This is a genomic window from Microcoleus sp. S28C3, from assembly GCF_036700785.1.
GTDB lineage: Bacteria > Cyanobacteriota > Cyanobacteriia > Cyanobacteriales > Microcoleaceae > Microcoleus > Microcoleus asticus.
This window is the reverse complement of the sequence record NZ_JAUBPO010000008.1, coordinates 57,325-73,178: the sequence shown is the minus strand read 5'-3', so window position 1 is coordinate 73,178 and position 15,854 is coordinate 57,325. Positions and strand designations below refer to the sequence as shown.

The window sequence follows — 15,854 nt, the reverse complement described above, 5'->3', positions numbered from 1 at the left end:
AAAAATAATTAACACGACTTCAAAAACAAGAATGCAACTGTAGGTTTGCTCCAAACCCTGATAGCGATCGCTCATTCCCAAGTCTTTCATTCTCTCTTCTAAAACCTAAATAAATTCTAAATTTTCAAATGATTTAACTTGCTATTGAATTTTTAATGCCATGAGCTACGACCCTCGTTTTGACCGCTACAGATCGCCCAACTTCAAACGCCCCAAACCTTCGGGCGATCGCGCAGGGTGGGAAAAACAAGCCAAACCAAAAGCGAACGGCAGTTTCGGCCGATCGCCACAACAGACGGCTCCACCTTGGGGGCTGCCGGTGGAGCGTTTAAAACCCAGGAAGTTCCGTTTGTGGGCTGTGTGGGCGGTGTTGATGCTGGGGGGGCTGGGGCTGGCTGTGAATTTGTTTTATTTGCAGGTGACGCGAGCTCCGGCGCTGCGCAAACAAGCAGAGCAGCAGCAAACTCTCAAAACGAAGCCGTTTGTGCCGAGACGCCCGATAGTTGACCGCGCGGGGAATGTTTTGGCGATCGACAGACAGGTGTACACGCTCTACGCTCACCCGAAGTTATTCAACCACTCGAAGGCGGAAATTGCTGCTAAGTTGGCTCCGATGCTGGCGATCGAACTGAGTCCGGGCACTACGTCGGAAACTGAACTGCTGCGCAGGTTTAATCTAGGTGAAAGCGGTATTACAATTGCGGATTCTCTGGCTCAAGAGGTTGCCGATCGCATCGCTCAGATGCAAATTAAAGACAGTCCGGTGGATGGCCTGGAGTTGCTGCGACAGCAGCAGCGTTTTTACCCGCAGCAGGAGTTGGCGGCGGATATCCTCGGTTATGTGGACGGGGAACGGAAGGGACAAGCCGGGGTGGAATACAGCCAGCAGAATTTGCTGGAACGATCGATGCCGTCGATTCAGTTTAGCAGGTCGAGCAATGGGAATTGGGTTCCCGATCGGCTGACGGCGGGATTTGTGCAGCTTGATGATTTGAAATTGCAACTGACGATCGACAGTCGCTTGCAGCGGGTGGCCCGAGTTGCTCTCAAGGAAAAAATGAAGCAATACGAAGCAAAGCGGGGTACGGTGATTGTGATGGATGCCCGTAACGGGGAATTGCTATCTGTGGTAGCAGAACCTTCTTATGACCCGAATCAATATTTTAATTTCGATTTGTCGCGCTATAAAAATTGGGCTGTAACTGATGTTTATGAGCCTGGTTCGACTTTTAAAGCAATTAATGTGGCGATCGCTCTGGAAGCGGGTGCTGTGAAACCTAATAGTGTGTTTAAGGACGAAGGTCGGATTTACATGGATGGCTGGACTATCCAAAATTCAGATTACAAATTAGCAGGCGCGCGCGGCCCTTCCACTGTTACTGAGATTTTGAAACATTCTAGTAATGTGGGGATGGTTCACGTAATGAGAAGTATGAAAGCTTCTCTTTACTATCAAGCTTTAGAAAAACTCGGACTCGGACAAACTGCAGGAACTGATTTGCCTTTTGAAGTAACCAGCCAGCTTAAAAATCGAGAGCAATTTATTAACTCTCCGGTGGAAGTTGCTACTACGGCTTTCGGGCAGGGTTTTTCGATTACTCCGATGCAGTTGGTGCAGCTTAACGGAGCTTTGGCTAACGGCGGCAAGTTGGTGACTCCTCACGTGGTGCAGGGACTTTTTGATAGGGAAGGTGAAGCTTATTGGAAGCTTCCGAGGGCTGCTACAAAGCAAATTTTTTCGCCTGAAACTACTAAGCAGGTGTTAGAAATGATGGAAACTGTGGTTGATGGCGGTACGGGGAAAGCTGCACAAATTCCCGGGTATCGGATAGCTGGGAAAACGGGGACGGCTCAAAAAGCTAATTCTGGTGGGGGTTATTCTAAGGACGCGATTATTACTAGCTTTGTGGGGATAATGCCAGCGGAGGCTCCTCGGTATGTGGTGCTGGCGGTGATTGATGAGCCTAAGGAGGGTTCTTCGGGGGGTACGGTGGCGGCGCCGATTGTGGAGTCGGTGATGGAGGCGCTGATTTCTATTGAGAAGATTGCGCCGAGTAATAAGAAGTAGTTGATTATATCGTATGCTGCGTCATGAATTGACATCGCATATAAGCATCGACAACACGGCTATTGAGGACACGGCAGTGCCGTTTCCCTACTCCAAAATAATCGATAGGGCGCGATCGCATATAACCATCAACAACAAGGATATTGAGGACACGGCCTTGCCGTTTCCCTACCCCAAAATAATCGATCGGGCGCGATCGCATATAAGCATCGACAACACGGCTATGGAGGACACGGCAGTGCCGTTTCCCTACCCCAAAATAATCGATCGGGCGCGATCGCATATAAGCATCGACAACACGGCTATTGAGGAGACGGCAGTGCCGTTTCCCTACTCCAAAATCATCGTAGCTTGCGGGGCGGCACGCCATCACCCTGTCAGTAACAATATCTTTTGTTTTCATTGGGTTTTGATTGTCTGTGGGAGGTGCGCTTATGTCCTAGGAGAGTGGAGATGATGATGCAGCGCTGGCTGTTTTTTAAGTTGGGATGAGATAGTGTTAGGGTTCCTTTGGCTCTGATACTCGTTAGCGTGCAGTCGTGGTCGCTTCGAGATACGGGGCAACCTCGGTGGTTGAACATGACTCGCCGGATTGTGCCGTTTTCTTTTTGCTCGTTGTTTTCATTTACTTGGAGCACTGTTGTTTCTTCTGGATCTATTTGAATTTGCGGTTCTAGGTTTTTCCATTGACTGGCTGGTACTTGGCCTGGGGGAATGTCGGCTGGGTGAACTGCTATTTGTACATTTTCTCCTACTTGTTTGAAGCTGGCTTGCCATGAAATTTTGTCGCGTTTGGCGTTGCTGTGGGCAAGTTCCATTGCCGAATAAGCTCGATCGAGCGATACCTTTAAACGCTGGTTGTTGATGAACATTAGCCAAGAGGGGGCGACGATCGCACTAAATATTCCTATGATTAAAATAATTATCAATAGCTCTATCATGGTAAAACCTGCGGCAGGTGTAGTGGCTCTGCCTTTGAGCGTTTTATTTATGGACACGTAGATGCACTCCCTGATATTTAGCTGGCAAAAAAACAGCTAGGAGGAGCTATTTTTTATTGGCTATATTTTAACTTTTGGGTTTGGGGAGTGTGTAGATCGGTATTTACTGATAATTTATACCAATTTCAATGCGGGTAAGGAAACGGCAGTCAGGAAATCGCGGTAGGGAAACGGCACTGCCGTGTCCTCTATATCATGTCGCTGGTGCAACCGGAAACGATATCACTACAGCAAATTTGTCGCTCGCCCGATCGGATAAATTGCCCGATCGAATAAATTGCCCGATCGGATAATTCGCGGGTATTGATTCGATCGCATGGTGTGGATGAGAGTCGATCGCCCCATCGGATAAATCGCGGGTATTGATTCGATCGCCCGGTGTGGATGAGAGTCGATCGCCCGATAGCTAAATTTGCGCTTTTACCCAAGATCGAAAGGCTTTCATGGCGACGTTTCTGCCGGCTGTTTTGCTTTGCTGCAAATACTGGGGGATGAGCTCGGTGATGGGGAAGTTGGGAAACTGGAGACTGCGATCGTACTGTATGTATTTTCCATCTTGCAATACGCTGATTTCCAGGTTGCGGCCGTTGTAGCGCCACAATTCGGGAACTCCTAAGGCTTCGTAGTTATTGAACTGAGTCCGGGAGGTGAGGTCGATTTCTATGGCTAAATCGGGAGGTGGGTCTGTTTCTAAGTCGATGCGGTTTTTGCCTCTGACTGCGGCTTCGTTTTGGATGTAGAAACAGGCGTCTGGTTCTACTCCTTGAGCCATTTTTTGATTTTTGAACGTCGTGGAACCCAGAGGTAAAAATTCGATGTCTAATTCTTCAAGGAGAATTTTCACTAAGTCGCCAATATTTTCTTTGCCAACTTGGTGTTCGGGTAGGGGAACCATGATTTCTAATGTTCCCTTGCTGTATGAAAGTCGGGATGCGCGACTTTCTCCCAATTCTGTTAGTAGGGTTTCAAACATCGGCCAGGTTATGTCTTTGAGTAATAGTTGATTTCCTGGCTGGATGATTATTTGTTTTAGTTCTAGCTGCATTTTTTGACTGTTTTAATAGGATTTGAAATATAAAATAATTTAAGTTAATATATTTTAGCAATTCTTCATTTATGCGGAATTGCTGTTAGAGATTAAGATTCAATTTATTGAAAACTAGGGTAGCGTTGGGCAATCATTTCCTTCAGCAGTTCTCATTCCTCCTATGAGAGTTTCTACCCTCGCGCACTGTCTGGCAGAGCTGTTAGGAGCATTAGCTGGAGCAACTGTGACCACAAACGGAGTTGTGGACGGATTACCCTGGTAGTCAAAAGTGATTGAGGGTGCATTAGTTGAAAGTGTAATAGTGCCGGGTTTAATTTCGCCTCCGCTGCTGAAAGTCTCTTTTCGTATCTCTTTTTTTAACAGATCGGGTTCTGCTGGATTGGTATCGATCTCAACTCTTGGCGGATCGACAGATGGGGTAGAAGATGAGGTATAAAATGTAACTCTGACATCCCGCTTAGTTCGCTTTGCTTCGCTTTGTGCAGTTCGTAATGATTGGAAAACTCGATCGTTCACAGTGCGAACTCTTTGCCTGTTGATGAATGCCAGCCAGCTTGGAGCGGCGATCGAGCTTAATATACCTACTATTAACGCTATCACGAGCACTTCTAAAAGCGTGAATCCTCCATCGCCCTTTCTGGATGCAGTTTTGTTGAAATTAGGGCTGGGCTTGGCAGCGGAGTTATGCAAAAGTTTTAATAATATAGGTGGGGTTTTCATGGTATTCTCCTATTGTTTATCGGCTGGCGCCGATTGGAATTGTGTTGCAGGCATCAGTTATTTTCCTACCGCACCGATACCTTGTACTTGCACGGTTGCTGTTGGGAAATATGCCGATTTGTTGGCATCATAATTCGCATCGGCTTGAAGGCGGCGGAGGCTATTTCCTCTGATAGTCACTCTGGCTATGTTTTTAGATGTATCTACACAAGCGTAGAAGCTGTTGGTTGATCTGTCGGCTGTTAATAAATCTGTTTGAGTTAATGCTGGTGCTGGTGCTGGTGGGTCTATGACGCCAAGAGTAGTTTTACAGTCTGGTGGAGCTGGAACGTTAACTGTACTGTTGTCGATGTAGTTCACCAGAACTTCCGGCTTTGTTGCTGTCGATTGGGTATTTAGCAGTTCCCCAACCTCTGTCACATTTTGTGTTGGCTTGCTGGGGTCGAACTTTTCGTTAAAAGCTGGATCTTTTCTTTGACCCGTTGTTGTCTCAGCGACAGGGTAGTAAGCCAAAGTTGACGGGTTTTTTACTCCATCTCTAATTTCATAGCGGGCAATGCGAGTAGGACAAGTGCCTCCTAAAGGCTGACACCAAGTAACGTCGTTGTCTTTAAACTGGTAGTACGCAACTAATGAAAGTACATATGTGTCGTTGCATTGACCAGGGTTAGCATCGCAGGTGTTTGGTTTTGCAGTAACAGTCGGGTTAATAGGAACAGAATTTTTAATCTGTTGCCGCTTCCAAAACACGAGGATCGGAATTCTATTAGGATTTCCATTTTCGGGAAGTTGATTTCTGATAGCAGGATTAGTCGCAGTTCCTACATTAATAGCTTTATTATCGTAAATATAAATAGCTTGACTCAAATCTTGGGCGATGAAATCAACGGCCGCCTGAAGGTCTTGCTCGGTATTTGACTTGACTTGTTCCCTCCTGTCGGTATTTAGCATATCCACTACAAAACCGAGCATCGGTGTAATGATTAAAAACGCCATAATTGCTCCGACTAATAGCTCGACCAGAGTCATGCCCTTTTCGGTTTGAGCTGGCTCGGAGCGTTTTCGCTGGTGCTGACTTTTGAGAAGCAACCTGAGTAAAGTTTTCATTTTGACTGTTTCCTTTGTCAAATGGAGGGAGCAATTTTAAATCTAACAACGCGGACTTTGATTATTACTGACAGCCAGTGGTAGTAGTGGTACGCGTACGCGCGCACAACGATCGATATGCAGACGTACCTCCCTCTGTAGTAGGGGGAATCTCCGTTTTCATTACCACCAAAGGTGCTTGAGGATTCCCAAGAGCCGAATTAGCGACTGATTGCTGTTCAATTTTCATCGAGCCCGAAGAAGCATCGGCCCGGTAAACGCGAACAGTCAAAGCGTAGCCAGTGTCTGTAGGAATAGTTGTTCCTGCATTTGGGGGACGAACACCCTGAATAAGAAAGTCTTTTTGGGTAGTACAACCTGCTATTTCATCCGAGTTAACGCAGTACAAAGCGTTAAGGGATGTAGGAGCCGCAGGAGGATTAGCAGCATCTGCGGCAGGAAACCCTGTATCTGTAGATTTGATCGCCCCCGTCCTCAGAGCGTCGATGTAAGCCCTCGCCGCCTGCGTGGCCAGTTCCATCCGCCGCGCTTGTACGCGAGTTGCTACTGAGAAGGCCATCACCGGGGCGATCGCAATCATCAGCACCGAAACTACAATCATCGCTACCAATGACTCGATAATTGTGTAGCCACCATCTCGTGACTGGGATAAATTTTGCTGTTGTTGTTGCTTAGTCATAAATAGGACTCCAGTAATTGCGCGGCGGAAAGTTAGAGGATTAAGGAAGGCAGTTTGAGGGACGACTAGAAGTGGCGTTGGCGGTTGTGGGGTTTGCCGCCAACTTAGAACACATCAAAGCTTTTACCCAATCGTCATCGCGACTTACTTCGCGGAAATACTCGTCTGGACTCGGCCTTGAGGGAGGAGTCGTGAACTTTTGGGTAAACAAGTCAGGTGGCTGAGATAGCAGGCCCACGTCATAACCCCAGTTCCGAGTCGGAGGGTTAAAGAAGGGAAGGCGACCTCCGAAAGCACCTGGAACGCTAACGGTAGCGTTATCAGTTCTGTATAAAGGGTCTGGAGGTTGCTCCTTATAAGTGACAACAGCTCGGGCAGGTCCGGGTGGCACCGGAGCTGCCGGGGGTACCCGATTATCGAAAAGACTCTGCAAGCGAGTATTTGCATTTGTCTGTTGCGGAGATCCCAGGTCTAGAATCGGAGTATAGGGCGCGGTGCTGTAGGCACTGCGGTTAAACTGGATAAAAGCACCCTGGATGTCGGTGGCGGTGGGAGGAAGAGTATCAGATATCCAGTAGTTTTCCAAGAACCGAGGCAAGTTTTGCAAACCACCGTTAAAGTCACCGATGCTCGGGGTCAGTGTTCGTGAAGGAGTGTCATTCGCTGCCAAAATCATATTGAATGTTGTGGCTATACCCCTGGGGATCCACCCCGTTTTCTTCACAACAATCTGTCCTTGGCCACCTTTAGGTATTGTTGTTGTAGTGTTGGTAGAATCTGGTTCTGGCGCCACAAATTGAATTTGCAAGACTGGCAGGAGCAGGGGCTGCGAACCATTATAAGGCGATGGTGGCGCACCATTTGCCCAGGGTGAGGATGCTGCTGCTAAAACTGGTAGCTCTGCACCGCTGCCATCTACTCTCATCCGATTGAATACATGGAGGAAAGCGCCTCCACCGTAATTTACGGTATTACCGCCCGCTGCTGTCGCCGTCGCAAACCACAAAGAATTAGGTACTCGATCGCCTTGGCCAGGTACAACATTTCCGCCACTAATTCCTAAAGGCGTTGGATTGTTGTTTGCATCTAGCACCAGATTGGCATCTGTAGGGCGGTTTCTTTGAAAAGCAACTCGGCGGGGAAAGCGTTGATATTGAGCCGCTGGGGGACGAGCAGTTGTTCCGGCTAGCCAACTGGCAGATGGCACACCCACATTTGCACGGATGTTATTTTGCGGATCGACGAACCAGTCGTTATCAGTACACGCAGAAACCGGCAGTTTTGTGCAAACTTCCATTAAATACTCCGGGAAATTCGCTGGGGCATTCCCACTCCCCCGTCGCTGGACAGGCGTGACGAAGTTGTTGAAGTAAGAACTGTTCAGAGCGTTATTATTCCTCGCGTAGTTGGCGTCTAGAAGAATGTTTGCCGCGGTCGCAGGTCTGGCACCAGTAGGTGAGAATGCCCCGCTGGTGAGTCCGTTCGTAACAAAGTTGTTGTTGAAAAAGCCTTGCTGTCTGCGGGGCAATACAGCCGCAGCACCCGCATTGTTTCTGAGGTCGAAATCTCCCTCATTGCGGAAGCCAAAACGGTAATTTTGTGAAAGCAGGGTGATGGCATCTGCCAGTACGTTTGCGGGACGCCAATCGTCGCCCGTTGTACAATTACCATTTAGTCTAGGGTCGTTTGGACGACAAGCAAAGTTTTTATTGAGGTCTGCTGCTGCGCGATTGTAGAACGTAGTGAAATCAAAAGGCTGGGTAACATCACCGCCAAACTCTCTTTGAGTGTGAAGGTTGAAATCTCCTTTAATATAAACTGGCAAATTAGATGCCAAAGTCAGCCCTTTTTCCCTAACGACGTTTGCCACAGTGGGAGGGAGGGCTGGAATTCTGGCTAGCTGGGCACCGTTAACAAGGAGAATTCCGTTAGGCTTGCGAGTTGGGTCGAGTAAGGGGTCAGTAGGGCTTTCTGTGGCGCTCCTCCCTTCATCTATGCCTGCTGCACCGCGTATGCGGGCGCTTCGATCGGGCTGCGCGTCATCTCGGCTGGCATAGATAATCCCGCTGTATGGCAGTAAAGGTTCTCCCGCAATTGCGTTGCTCCGCAATACATTGATGTCTAGCTGAGTAGCCCGAATTTCTAAAGGTTGCCTTTCTTCTAAGGGTTGGTTGTAATTACCTGTTAGTTTTGCCGGTTGTGCTGTTCCATTAACTACTAGGGGACTGCTAAGCGTAAAGGTTTCGTTAACGTTGGGGGTAGTCCAATCATCACGATCGATCGCCTTAATTTCTCTAGCATTTAAAAATGCTACTTCTTTGATAGCTCCGTGAGGAAAAATAGCACTAACTGTGTTGGGAGCGGCTAAAATATCCAAGGCACACTGTGTGGAGTCAATCGCTGCTCGGTCAGCCAGCCTACGCTCGCCCGGTGCTTTCATCAGTGCTTTTCTCAACGGTTCGTTGGCAAACCTACCGTCAGGAAAAACGTAATTGGCTTGCCTTTGTAATTCATTTGGGGCGCTGCCGCCTAACAAGCCGTCTGCACCGGGAGTTGTTTGTGCCTCTCCTGTCCGATCGGTCGGTGGGCCATACACCACCCCGTTGTTAGAACCAACTTGATCTCCGGGAGTCCCTAATGCGGTGTCGCCACTTACATCAGTTCCAGCAGGAAGTGTAGATAAATTTCTGGCTGTGGAAGCAGTGCTGGGGTCGTAATAGCTGCTGACGCAGGCAAATGGCTTAACGTTATCAAGGCTCGTTGGTACGGTGGGATCGTAGCCGCCGTTTTGTGCGTAGTGATAAACGGCTGTCGCCCGCATCCGTAAATCGCCCTTTGCATACTTTTTAGTAATCCGGTCGATTGTAGGAAGTGCTGCTTCCGGAAGCCCCGTGGGCGGTAGTCCTCCTGGGGGGATAGCGGCTGCTGCGGCTGGGGCTGTTGCGGGCAGGTTAACCCAAGCGTTAGCATCATTGTCATAAACTTGAGACCCTAGCCCCAGCGGTGACATTGGCATTGTATCGGGCCACACAACCGGGTACTGCTCAGCATCAGCAGTAGTGGGGTCGTCATAAGCATCAGTTGCGACATTTCCCAATAACGTACCATTTGAGGGATTTATCCAAGTGGGGGGTGGCAGGAAAGAATTTCTGCGCTCGTAAACCCCTGCGCTGGTGATCACCCGAAGACCGCCAACGCCATCCAGGGGATTCTTAGGTGTTTCGGCTGCTGCTCCTTCCCAGAAACCGCTGCGTTCTGTGGCTCCTACGTCTGCCAGCTTTACCACCTGGGGTTCGTGGGTACGATCGGGTGCAGCAGTGGCTGCAGAATTCCACTTGCTGCCTGGGATGGTTTCAGGCGTACTGATAAATTTGCTGCCATCCCATCTGAGGGCTGGTAGGTTGTTGCCCGCGACTACGCGATCGCCCAGAAAAGTTTCTTCAGGTGGCGGTGTGCCATCTGCTTCTGGTACTGTTGTTTCTAGCTGATTTGCTCTGAGTTGGATACCCGTTGCAGCAGCATCCGGGAGCATCCATGTGTTGTCTACAGGTCTCAGAGTGTCCTGGGTTCCTGTAAGGGGCGACGTGTTTGGTGGCGTTGGATTCCAAGGAAGACCATAGTTGCCCGTTGGGTTCTGTATAGGTGCTGTAGGTCCTACTTCTGCAAATGGAACCTTGCGGAGCATCTGTTTAAAATATTCTTGCAGCGCTTGTTCCCGGGTTTGGGTGTCTGGTTTCCGCTGGACTGAAAATGGGTCGGTAGGCTGGACGTTCGGATCGGGTAAGCCGGTGGCGGGTAAGGGTTCTCCCATCTGTGCTGCCACTAGCAAAGCGAGGCGAGCGGCATAGGCTTGGTTGTTGTAAAGTACCTGCAAGCTATTATTGTTGGCGGATTCAGCAGTCGGATTTGTGTTTTGAATTTTTTTGGCTGCGCTCAGCATCTCTGCGTTTCTATTTGATGCGAACTTTTTGAAAAGATGCACGCCCACTGCATTTCTCGATAAGTTGCTGCCAGACCAGCCATTAACTACATTACCTCCAACAACAATTTTGCTGTTTTCTTGTTCATAGAAACAAGAATCTTGGCTACTGACTTGATATAGTTGTACGGTATTTGGATTATTTAAGCCTGTCACCAACAAATTACTATTTGTGAATATGCGCCCGTTTAAATTCAAATTAGGTCCGGGCGATATATCCAAGTCGTCTTCATATACAACCGCATTGTTGGCGAGGGGAATTCGGCTTTGGTCTTGCTGGTATTCGAGAGCCGATATGCTGGTAGTTCCTGTGAACGGTTGATATTTGGTGGGGTCTAAGCCGTTCGCTGTTATATCTGTCGATGTAATCGGTACATTAACCGTGTAAACAAAGAAACTTTTTTTAAGTTTGCCGTCTATTTTGTACCAGCCAGAGTCGCCTACCAGACTAGCGACAGTACCTCCACCCTGTACGCAGTTAGGATTGAGGCCTTTTACCGACATCGGTGGCGTTCTAGCGTCCAACGGTTTTCTCGCCCTTGTGAAGTCGCCTACGTTATTGCCTGCGCTACTACGCTTCGGAGTGCGGAAGTAGATTCCGTACAGGGTAAAAGTGTCAAATTTGCTATCATTATTTGTATCGACGGCATATCTCCAAGCAGTGTTTATAGCTTCATTTTCTAGCTCGGCCGGTGCCGGGCCAATAGGAGAGTTTGTAGGATTAGTAGCATCGGCCGTGTTGTCGCTATTGAGGTCTGCTTTGACTATCAGCCGTTCCTCGTCCCCAAAGCTATAAACATCGGGAGTTCCGGGAGTAGCGACCGGGTTGGCTATTCTCGCGTACAATTCGGCATCGGATGGGGTTGCTGTAGGTCTTTGCGGGTCTTCGTACAGCAAAAACTGAATTTTCGCTTTCGCCCGATCGAGCGCGGGAGTCGCGGCCGCCAGCACCTGCTGGTTCACGCGCACGTTGCGAGCAGTATTAGCCCGATCGAACGATCGCAGGGTAATCGCCACAGTCAACAAAATCACTACCAGCAACACCATCGTCACCGTCGGCAGCACAAACCCCGCCATCGGCAGTCTCGCCCTGCGGCCCATAGCCATCAGCGCTTGCAGCATTGCTCTCATCAGCCGCTTCGCCCCGGATCTGGTAACACCAGCAATCCGCCGCAGCAGCGATACGATAACTTTGGATAATTTGCTCTTAAACATTGACGCCTTCCTGAATAATTTCAGAGATGGTATTGCAGGTAGTTACTGCTTGACAGTACAATCCCATCTTTATATTGTTCCCATTTTCCGCAACTTGCATATCAGCCTCTTGCACAAATTTAAAACTGTACCTTGGCTGAAAAATAAAACCCACAAACCCGCAACCAAAATCACCGCCGATAATATATTTTTCAGCGAAAGATTTGCCCTGCAAAGATTTTGGTCTGGGGAACTACACCCTAGCTTATTTCAATCCGATTGTCAGTGTCCAGATCGAGAATCTGTGCGATCGCCCAAAAACTGCGATCGCAATATATGTATTTCCCAGCCCTTGCCTTGCCGACTTTGTTGCTGTGCTGGCGTTGCTAGCGAATTCAATCGCCGGAACCTAGAATGTAGAGTGGGCGATCGAATAGTCGTCAGGCGTATCGGTGCGATCGAATCTAATTTGGGCGATCGAATTTCCGCGATGCGTCAAAGTGCGATCGAATTTCCGTAATGCGTCAAAGTGCGATCGAATTTCCATTTTACCCCCCGGCGCACTGTCAGTACAAGTGCAAAATATCAACCTATCACCCCCACCCATGAAACAAACTCCCAAACCCCCCGACTTCATCATTATCGGCGCCCAAAAAGGCGGCACAACCTCTCTGTACAATTACTTAATCCAACATCCCCAAATCGCCCCCGCCGCCCAAAAAGAAATCCATTACTTCGACTTCAACTTCGACAAAAGCCCAGACTGGTACTATACCCAATTTCCCCAGCCCCAAACAGGCGAAAATCTACTAACCGGAGAAGCCAGCCCCTACTACATCTGTCACCCCCAAGTTCCGCAACGAATCCACGATTTATGCCCGAAAGTTAAAATAATCGCCCTGCTGAGAAACCCAGTAGAACGCGCCATTTCCCACTATTATTACTATATCAAAATAGGCTACGAATCCCTATCATTAGAAAGTGCGATCGCCTCCGAACCCGAAAGACTCAAAGGCGAAATAGAAAAACTCACAGCCAACCCAAACTACTACAGTTACGAACACCAACACCACAGTTATCTAACCCGCGGCATTTACGCCGACCAACTTCCAGCCTGGATGAAACTTTTTCCCAAATCACAACTTTTAATCCTCAAAAGCGAAGACTTGTATACCAATACTTTCGGCACATACAACAGCGTCTTAGAATTTCTAGAATTGCCGCCGCACCAACTACAAACCTACGAAAAATACAACGCCACCCAATATCCGCCCATCAGCGAGACAGTATACGAGCAATTGAGAGCATATTTTCGATCGCACAACCAAAGACTGGCCGAATTGTGCGATCGAGACTTCGGCTGGGACTAACATCACAGTAGGGAAACGGCATTGCCGTGTCCGCCCCCAGAGTAATGCCGAAGCCCCCAATATCCGTAGGGAAACGGCATTGCCGTGTCCGCCCCCGGAGTAATGGCGAAGCCCGCGATATCTGTAGGGAAACGGCATTGCCGTGTCCGCCCCCGGAGGAAACAGCAATTACATTTTGCAAACAATGCTTGACATCCCACTCTCCCTGTGATAGCTTGTCCAATAGTATTGTGTTTAATCCACAAATCGCAGCACTTCACCTATGTTCACAGCCAACAGCTATTTTTATTTTTGGTACAGCCAAGTTCGCCCGGAGTGAATTTGCAATTCACTGTGAACATCCGGGCGAACCGCAGATTAACACCTGCGGTTTTGTTTTTTCTAATTCTTTTCCCAACAACCAATCGAGCACAAGCGAAAACAGCGATGACATTATTCAGTAACTGGTACAACAGCTTTTATTTTTGGCCCAACAAAAGTTCTGGGTAAATTGTCGCGCTGTCTTTTCGCACCAACCCGGAACTCTTAAAAGTTCCGGGTTTTTTGTTTTCAACCACCCACTTAATTTCCCAGGAAAATTCCCTAATGTTAGAAGCCAAACTCGTAACCAAATCTCATCCAGAACACCAAACAATTGTTCAACTCTCAGAAACAGTCTCAGTCGGCGGCACAGAATTATTAATAATCGGCGGCCCCTGTACCGTCGAAAGTTCCGCACAAATGGAAACAGTCGCCCGCCAACTATCCGCCGCCTCCGTGCAAGCTTTGCGGGGCGGAGTTTACAAACCCCGCACTTCTCCCTATTCTTTCCAAGGCATGGGAATTGAGGGACTCGAAATTTTAGCCGATGTCAGCCGGCGTTACGGTTTGCCCGTGGTGACAGAGGTAATGTCGATCGCCCAAATCGAGCCAGTTGTCACCTATGCTGATATGCTGCAAATAGGCAGTCGGAATATGCAAAACTTCGAGTTACTAAAGGCGATCGGTCAAGCCGGAAAACCAGTCCTGCTAAAACGCGGTTTGTCAGCCACAATTGAAGAATTTGTGATGGCCGCCGAATACATTCTCAGTCACGGAAATCCTGATGTAGTTCTGTGCGAAAGAGGCATCCGCAGCTTCGACAATTACACGCGGAATGTATTAGATTTAGGTGCAGTCGCAGCGCTGAAACAGTTAACTCATTTGCCAGTAATTGTAGACCCTTCTCACGCAGTCGGCAAGCGAGAATTAGTCGCACCACTAGCCAAAGCAGCGGTTGCTTGCGGTGCTGACGGATTAATTATTGAGTGTCACCCGCAACCGGAAAAATCGGTTTCTGACGCGCGGCAAGCTCTTTCTTTAGCGGATATGGTAGATTTAGTTGTTACTTTGCGACCTGTAGCCGCCGCCGTTGGGCGGTGCATACCGGATACTAAGTCATTAGTCATCAGTCATTAATCATTAGTCTGCGCCTGAGGAGTTACTTTTTGTAGCGTCAGAATTTATTCGGGCGCACTTTTGCTTGGAAAGCGAAATTAGATTAAAATAAAAGCACAATCAATACTGTCATCTACAATATTTGGCTTTTATTATGGCACTCCTACTCAAAGTTCCGTCGATCGTCTGTACTGGCTGCGGTGATACAATTACCAAAGCCATCCAAACTGTTGAATCCGATGCTTCTATTAAGGTGGATATAGCGGCTAAGACTGTTACTGTGGAAGCCAAAGCTTCTGATGAGTCAATTAAACAAGCTGTTGTCGCTACGGGCCACACCATCCAAGGAGAATAATATTAGGCTTCGTCTAAGTGTTCGGCGACTGCTTGGTAAAGTTCCAAAACGTGGCGATCGAGTAAACTATAAAAAACTTGTCTCCCAACCTTGCGGTAACTTACCAACCGCATCGCCCGCAATGCCCGCAACTGGTGCGATACTGCTGACTCGCTCATACTCAACGCCGCAGCCAAGTCGCACACGCACAGTTCTTGTTTTGCCAATACCGACAGCAGCCGCAGGCGGTTCGCATCTCCCAAAAGACTGAAAAACTCTGCCATCCGCTGCGCTTTTGCGGTGTTGAGAACGTGTTCTTGGATGTCCCCCGCCCGCAAAAAGTCAACTAGGTGCGGTCGATCGCACGTTGGTGTATCGTTTTGTTCGTGAGGCTGACTTATCGCTCCGTTAACAGCAGAGTTGGGTGACATCTTTTCCAGGCTTGTTTTAATTCTCATTTTCATTTTAGTGCGATGGCAAACGTTTTGTTACAAAAGTTTTACATTCCCTTGACCAATATCTGAATATGTGTTCAGATATTGGTATAACAAACAAATCTACCAGGAGAATGTAAAATGACTACCGCCACCCAAATGAAATGTGCCTGTCCTTCTTGCCTCTGCGTGGTCAACCTCAGTGACGCCATTGAAAAAGACGCCAAACAATACTGTTCCACTGCTTGCGCTGACGGCCACCCCAACGGCAGCGGCTGCGGCCACACCGGCTGCGAGTGCAACAAATAAATATTCGGCTTCAGAAAAGGTTAATCAACCGCTCTAAAATCTATCTAAAGGGAGATGCGAACCTCGCATTTCCCAATTTTTTGGCTGTTAGGTTAAAGAAAAGTTAAAATAAAGCTAACTTAAGGTTAAGACTGTATTAATAGACTCAGTAGAGAGCGAAAAAGCACAATTGCTATTTAGGCAATACAATAGAAG

General features: G+C 48.3%; 15 protein-coding genes. 6 read left to right on the top strand and 9 right to left on the bottom strand.

From position 1 onward, the window contains the following. Positions 1 to 160 precede the first annotated feature (160 nt). A complete protein-coding gene (locus tag QUA13_RS04450; RefSeq protein WP_333196948.1) occupies positions 161 to 2,068 on the top strand; it encodes a penicillin-binding protein 2 in 1,908 nt (635 codons plus the stop codon). A 4-nt stretch (positions 2,069 to 2,072) separates the two neighbouring features. Here QUA13_RS04450 and QUA13_RS04445 read toward each other — a convergent pair whose 3' ends face one another. The 8 genes from QUA13_RS04445 to hpsA all read right to left on the bottom strand — a co-directional run bounded on the left by QUA13_RS04445 (position 2,073) and on the right by hpsA (position 11,817). Beyond that, the gene (locus QUA13_RS04445) at positions 2,073 to 2,471 is read right to left on the bottom strand and encodes a hypothetical protein (protein ID WP_333196946.1); all 399 of its coding nucleotides are present in this window, start codon (positions 2,469 to 2,471) and stop codon (positions 2,073 to 2,075) included. Then, on the bottom strand, positions 2,446 to 3,066 hold the full coding sequence (locus QUA13_RS04440) for a prepilin-type N-terminal cleavage/methylation domain-containing protein (RefSeq protein ID WP_333196945.1): 621 nt from the start codon (positions 3,064 to 3,066) through the stop codon (positions 2,446 to 2,448). Before QUA13_RS04440 ends, QUA13_RS04445 begins: the two co-directional genes overlap by 26 nt. A 191-nt stretch (positions 3,067 to 3,257) precedes the next feature. After that, complete coding sequence (locus QUA13_RS04435; RefSeq protein WP_333196943.1) at positions 3,258 to 3,497, bottom strand: hypothetical protein; 240 nt, start codon at positions 3,495 to 3,497, stop codon at positions 3,258 to 3,260. Continuing rightward, positions 3,476 to 4,114 carry a Uma2 family endonuclease gene (locus QUA13_RS04430; RefSeq protein ID WP_333196941.1) on the bottom strand — a complete coding sequence of 213 codons (639 nt, stop codon included), beginning with the start codon at positions 4,112 to 4,114 and terminating at the stop codon, positions 3,476 to 3,478. Before QUA13_RS04430 ends, QUA13_RS04435 begins: the two co-directional genes overlap by 22 nt. A 114-nt stretch (positions 4,115 to 4,228) precedes the next feature. Beyond that, positions 4,229 to 4,837, bottom strand: a complete 609-nt coding sequence (locus tag QUA13_RS04425) for a GspH/FimT family pseudopilin (RefSeq protein WP_333196939.1) — start codon at positions 4,835 to 4,837, stop codon at positions 4,229 to 4,231. Positions 4,838 to 4,894: 57 nt separating this feature from the next. Further along, complete coding sequence (gene hpsC, locus QUA13_RS04420) at positions 4,895 to 5,944, bottom strand: hormogonium polysaccharide secretion pseudopilin HpsC (RefSeq protein ID WP_333196936.1); 1,050 nt, start codon at positions 5,942 to 5,944, stop codon at positions 4,895 to 4,897. Between the two features lie 64 nt (positions 5,945 to 6,008). Then, a complete protein-coding gene (locus QUA13_RS04415) occupies positions 6,009 to 6,623 on the bottom strand; it encodes a prepilin-type N-terminal cleavage/methylation domain-containing protein (RefSeq protein ID WP_333196934.1) in 615 nt (204 codons plus the stop codon). A gap of 40 nt (positions 6,624 to 6,663) precedes the next feature. Next, entirely contained in the window at positions 6,664 to 11,817 is a 5,154-nt protein-coding gene (hpsA, locus tag QUA13_RS04410; protein ID WP_333196933.1) for a hormogonium polysaccharide biosynthesis protein HpsA, read from the bottom strand. Between hpsA and QUA13_RS04405 the strand changes: the two genes are divergently transcribed. The 4 genes from QUA13_RS04405 to QUA13_RS04390 all read left to right on the top strand — a co-directional run bounded on the left by QUA13_RS04405 (position 11,795) and on the right by QUA13_RS04390 (position 14,937). After that, on the top strand, positions 11,795 to 12,316 hold the full coding sequence (locus QUA13_RS04405) for a hypothetical protein (RefSeq protein WP_333196930.1): 522 nt from the start codon (positions 11,795 to 11,797) through the stop codon (positions 12,314 to 12,316). The two genes, hpsA and QUA13_RS04405, sit on opposite strands and share 23 nt — an antisense overlap. Beyond that, on the top strand, positions 12,249 to 13,166 hold the full coding sequence (locus tag QUA13_RS04400; protein ID WP_333196928.1) for a sulfotransferase domain-containing protein: 918 nt from the start codon (positions 12,249 to 12,251) through the stop codon (positions 13,164 to 13,166). Before QUA13_RS04405 ends, QUA13_RS04400 begins: the two co-directional genes overlap by 68 nt. Before the next feature lie 564 nt (positions 13,167 to 13,730). Next, complete coding sequence (gene aroF / locus QUA13_RS04395; protein WP_333196969.1) at positions 13,731 to 14,603, top strand: 3-deoxy-7-phosphoheptulonate synthase; 873 nt, start codon at positions 13,731 to 13,733, stop codon at positions 14,601 to 14,603. Positions 14,604 to 14,736: 133 nt separating this feature from the next. Next, a complete protein-coding gene (locus QUA13_RS04390) occupies positions 14,737 to 14,937 on the top strand; it encodes a heavy-metal-associated domain-containing protein (RefSeq protein WP_333196926.1) in 201 nt (66 codons plus the stop codon). 2 nt (positions 14,938 to 14,939) lie between these two features. On the opposite strand, the gene QUA13_RS04385 is transcribed toward QUA13_RS04390, so the two are convergent. Then, positions 14,940 to 15,347 (bottom strand): metalloregulator ArsR/SmtB family transcription factor, encoded by a 408-nt coding sequence (locus QUA13_RS04385; RefSeq protein WP_333196924.1) that lies wholly within the window; start codon positions 15,345 to 15,347, stop codon positions 14,940 to 14,942. 144 nt (positions 15,348 to 15,491) lie between these two features. Between QUA13_RS04385 and QUA13_RS04380 the strand changes: the two genes are divergently transcribed. Beyond that, entirely contained in the window at positions 15,492 to 15,659 is a 168-nt protein-coding gene (locus tag QUA13_RS04380) for a metallothionein (protein WP_333196923.1), read from the top strand. Positions 15,660 to 15,854 lie beyond the last annotated feature (195 nt).

What these genes read in the sequence shown, in the direction of transcription:
- QUA13_RS04390 (WP_333196926.1), top strand. Translation starts at nt 14,737, where the DNA reads ATGGCACTCCTACTCAAAGTTCCGTCGATCGTCTGTACTGGCTGCGGT.
- QUA13_RS04380 (WP_333196923.1), top strand. Translation starts at nt 15,492, where the DNA reads ATGACTACCGCCACCCAAATGAAATGTGCCTGTCCTTCTTGCCTCTGC.
- QUA13_RS04415 (WP_333196934.1), bottom strand. Translation starts at nt 6,623, where the DNA reads ATGACTAAGCAACAACAACAGCAAAATTTATCCCAGTCACGAGATGGT.
- hpsC (WP_333196936.1), bottom strand. Translation starts at nt 5,944, where the DNA reads ATGAAAACTTTACTCAGGTTGCTTCTCAAAAGTCAGCACCAGCGAAAA.
- QUA13_RS04445 (WP_333196946.1), bottom strand. Translation starts at nt 2,471, where the DNA reads ATGAAAACAAAAGATATTGTTACTGACAGGGTGATGGCGTGCCGCCCC.
- QUA13_RS04425 (WP_333196939.1), bottom strand. Translation starts at nt 4,837, where the DNA reads ATGAAAACCCCACCTATATTATTAAAACTTTTGCATAACTCCGCTGCC.
- QUA13_RS04430 (WP_333196941.1), bottom strand. Translation starts at nt 4,114, where the DNA reads ATGCAGCTAGAACTAAAACAAATAATCATCCAGCCAGGAAATCAACTA.
- hpsA (WP_333196933.1), bottom strand. Translation starts at nt 11,817, where the DNA reads ATGTTTAAGAGCAAATTATCCAAAGTTATCGTATCGCTGCTGCGGCGG.
- QUA13_RS04385 (WP_333196924.1), bottom strand. Translation starts at nt 15,347, where the DNA reads ATGTCACCCAACTCTGCTGTTAACGGAGCGATAAGTCAGCCTCACGAA.
- QUA13_RS04450 (WP_333196948.1), top strand. Translation starts at nt 161, where the DNA reads ATGAGCTACGACCCTCGTTTTGACCGCTACAGATCGCCCAACTTCAAA.